Below are 3,542 nucleotides of genomic sequence, written 5' to 3' on the forward strand. Positions count from 1 at the left end.
ATCGCAGAGGGTCCGGCTAACCGTCGCTGAAAAGGCGCGCATTGAAGTTCAGCTTCGTCAGAGCGAGAACATCAGCCAGCCACCTGATGGAGCCGCGTGTCACCAAAAACAATGAGCACCTTCAAGGGCGTTGGAACCTCTCAAAATGCGTTGCGATGGTCGATCTCAAGCGCTAGGCCCCGCAAAACTGCACGCCCGCCTTCGCGAAAAAGCTTGAGGTCATTCGGCTTGGTAATCTGGATGCCGGAAATAGTTGTTCCCGCCGGAACCGCGCTGCGGAAGCCCTCACTCTCCGCACCATTGAACCGCGGCCGTGGATAAAAATCTCCTGCGGCGGCTTGCCGTGCCCACTGATGTAGCTGTCAGCGCAGCGGCTGACGATCTCCGCAGCTTTTCCTTAGAGAGGTGAAACTCCCCGAGGCGATCAGACCCGAATGCGCCACAGCACCCTTGAACACAATACCTTCGCCGGTATGCAGGAAAATCTGCGCCCCGCAGCAAGCCTCATTGTTGTCGGCGGGGTTGTTCTTTCTCTTGAATACGAGGCCGATGTAGCAGACGCCGTCGCGGATAGGCGTGGCGGAATCCGTTGTTTGCGGAGACCGCCTTGAGTGTCTGGTACTCGAACCGCTTGAGGTGTTCGACATAACTCATTTGCGCGGGAATCAGGGACCCGCCACCGGGGACAAGGCGCATGATGGGTTCAAGGACATGCCACTGTTCCAGCGTGGTGACGGGCACGGTCCGTGCCCGGCCCCCTTTCGTCCAGCTTACCTGCAAGGCGATATGATCGGCACGAATGGCCGCCTGCGGCTGCAACATCATGGCCTCTTTGCGCCGCAGGCCAAACGCCACTTGGAGGAGAACCGACGCCTTGATATGAGGGGCACTCGATCGTGCCAAGCTTGGCCTGGTTGAGGGTCTGGGGCACGGTTGCGCGTGACTTCGCCACGTTCGGCGACGCCGTACGCGGCATTGTCGCGGTTGACGACATTGACCTTGTTGACCTTCTCCGCCCACCATCGCAGCCAGGTGAGGCGGTTGCGGATACTGGCATCCGAGGTATCGGAATCGAGCCACTTTCTACAAGCGCCTCGACATGCTTGGGTTTGAGGGAACCGGCGGACGGCAGCTTGTAGCCGAGGTCCGCGAGGTCGTTGGCCATTTGCGGCCAAGCCGCGCCGACGGTGTTTGAGTGCCGTAAGAGCCGTCCCGGTTGCGTTGGCACATCGGCCTCGCCCAACTTGGCCGTTCTGGTGATGGCGGTGTCGATAGCGCGGTCAACGAACACCTCTCGGCCCGGATCGCGTTGACGTGCGGACCGAGCGGCCAAGCGACATGCTGAAAAGTAACACTCTGGGCGCCCCCTTCTCTGCCTCGGATTCGCGCCGACTTCACCCGGTTATCGAGCGGCAGCCGATGCCGGTGCTCGCCTTAGCCATAGTCCTGCACAACTGCCACGTGATAGTCTTTGAGCCGTCGGGCAAAGGATGAACGTTCAGCTTATTTCCCTTCCACTACATCCCTGAGTTCTTCGACCGTGAGCATGGGTTTGCGGTGTAGCATCTGGTGACAGTTTGAGCAGACCGCACGAAGGTCGCTCAATCGCGTCTTTTCGCCGGGCCGTATTTCTGCCACGGGCTTCGTATGGTGGCATTCGATGAAGCCAATGCCGCGCTCCTTATAAGTTCTCTCGAAATCAAAGCCGCAAACCGTGCATGCGAATGAAGTCAGGCTCGCCTTGAAAGCGGCGACCAGTTGCGGCTTCCGTTCAATGGCCCAATGAAGCCTGAGCCTGCGCGCGCCTTCTTCTTCGGAACGCTCACCCTCTCTTCCACTAGCATCTGCTCCTAGCTTCGTGATCGCCCTGAACTGCTCTTCGGACAAGTTGTACGAAGTTACCATCCTTTGCCGGCCGGGCTCGAAAATGTTTGGCGGTATTGGTAGCGACTCCCGGAATACGACAATCCGATCTTTTGGGACCGCCCAACGAAAGTACACAAAATCGCTTCGGATGGAGTTCTCTATCTGGGTAAGTGTTTGGTTCATGTATCGATGGGCAACCTGATTGATTTTGGCGAGTTCGAAAACATCAACCGCCATCTGCTCCACCGCTGAGGCTGACGGAGCGGCGGGTTTATCAAGTAATATGGCTCCGTCGTAATAGCCTGCCGCTCGCCAGCCGCCAGCATCGAAGGTCGCTAGGACAAGGCCAAATCTCTGGCCCTCATATTTCTTGGCAGGAAGCGCTACCGTGTAGCCGAGGACCTGTCCATCGATCGCGAAATCAATATTGAAATTCCAGTCCTCGTGCCCGAACCCGTGTTCATGAACGAAGCTGCCGACCCCCTTCTGGCTCAATCTGCCGCGTGACGGGCGAACCCAGCCTTCTGAATTGGGTGCGATCCTGTGTAGCTTGTATTCCAAATTATCCCTCCAAAATGGTAGTTGCTGCGATTAGCCTAAGATGAACCATCTCAGTGCCCTCAGCCTCCGCATTGGCGCAGGGTCGTCGCGGAGTCGGTGCATATGGGCAGCTTAGAACCGCCTCGCATTCTGCAATCTCCGCTTAACCGAGAAACCACCCGTTGTAAGCCTGCCATCTCAAAAATGGTGAGCTTCTGAACGCGTAAACGTTGAGTCCAGAACCACATCGCATTCTGTTATAGACTTGAAATAATTACATTATTTGAAGAGTAAGATTGACTTGGCAAGCAGGGTATAGTATCTGACGTTCCATGAGTTCAGTTGCCGCCTTCAGATCAAATCTGTCGCTTGGCAGTTAACTGTAAGAAGGCAGTCGTTTCGACCAGGATTGGCATCTAATTTGAGAATATTGAAGATCGGATTCTCGAATTAGATGCAATCGTATTTGCTGAAAGGCCGTGAATCCATTGAATCCCATGATCCGTCTTCGAGAAGTACTAGGCCGATAAGGTGTTGACGTTGATTCTCAAATTAAATGCCAATGGCCGGGCTCGATCATTAAATTAAGTGCACATTCTCAAATTAGGTGTATAGCTAACATACTGAAATCGTTGACAAGCCACTCTCATCATTAACTGCAAAGCGACAGTGCTGCGGCCCGCGCTTAGTGCTCTCTCCCGCATCGGTTCAGAGTGTACCCGTTTTCAATGAGAGAGGCGGGCGCGAAAGCCAGAACTCCTGACAAATAATAGCCGCGAACATCGTTTTGTTGAGGCCGACTCTTTGCAGTCCGTCCCTCACATCATTATAACGCTTGAACACATCGCGTCGGCCGGCGCGTTAAATACCGGCGATATGGGGGGGTGATTAATGGCTGGTGAAGAAGCTGCACCATGTCGTCATCGGGGGGCGCCACCGGAGGAGGTGGTTAATCGCGTTGCCGAAATCGTCAGCGGCATCGCCGATGACCCGCAATACCTTTATCAGCGAGGACTTTCGGCGGACGAGTTTAGATTGGCCCTTCCTGCCGCGATCGAGAAGCTTCGCGGCAGCACGGCCGCCAGCAATGCCGATCGGCGTGACTTTCTGGGTATGATTTTCGATCATATGTTGGC

3 protein-coding genes are annotated in these 3,542 nt (G+C 55.5%); 1 reads left to right on the forward strand and 2 read right to left on the reverse strand.

The window, feature by feature from the left end:
- Window positions 1–504: 504 nt before the first annotated feature.
- Window positions 505–1,023, reverse strand: coding sequence for an integrase domain-containing protein (locus tag EOB59_RS34085; protein WP_245330070.1), 519 nt, complete (start codon window positions 1,021–1,023; stop codon window positions 505–507).
- A 480-nt stretch (window positions 1,024–1,503) separates the two neighbouring features.
- Window positions 1,504–2,427, reverse strand: coding sequence for an HNH endonuclease (locus EOB59_RS35765; protein ID WP_206073020.1), 924 nt, complete (start codon window positions 2,425–2,427; stop codon window positions 1,504–1,506).
- Between the two features lie 870 nt (window positions 2,428–3,297).
- On the opposite strand from EOB59_RS35765, the gene EOB59_RS34095 reads away from it, so the two are divergent.
- The coding region (locus tag EOB59_RS34095; protein WP_164895839.1) for a hypothetical protein at window positions 3,298–3,542 on the forward strand (245 nt) is incomplete at its 3' end.

Source organism: Mesorhizobium sp. M7A.F.Ca.MR.176.00.0.0, assembly GCF_004023165.1.
Lineage (GTDB): Bacteria > Pseudomonadota > Alphaproteobacteria > Rhizobiales > Rhizobiaceae > Mesorhizobium.

What these genes read in the sequence shown, in the direction of transcription:
- EOB59_RS34085 (WP_245330070.1), bottom strand. Translation starts at nt 1,023, where the DNA reads ATGGTGGGCGGAGAAGGTCAACAAGGTCAATGTCGTCAACCGCGACAA.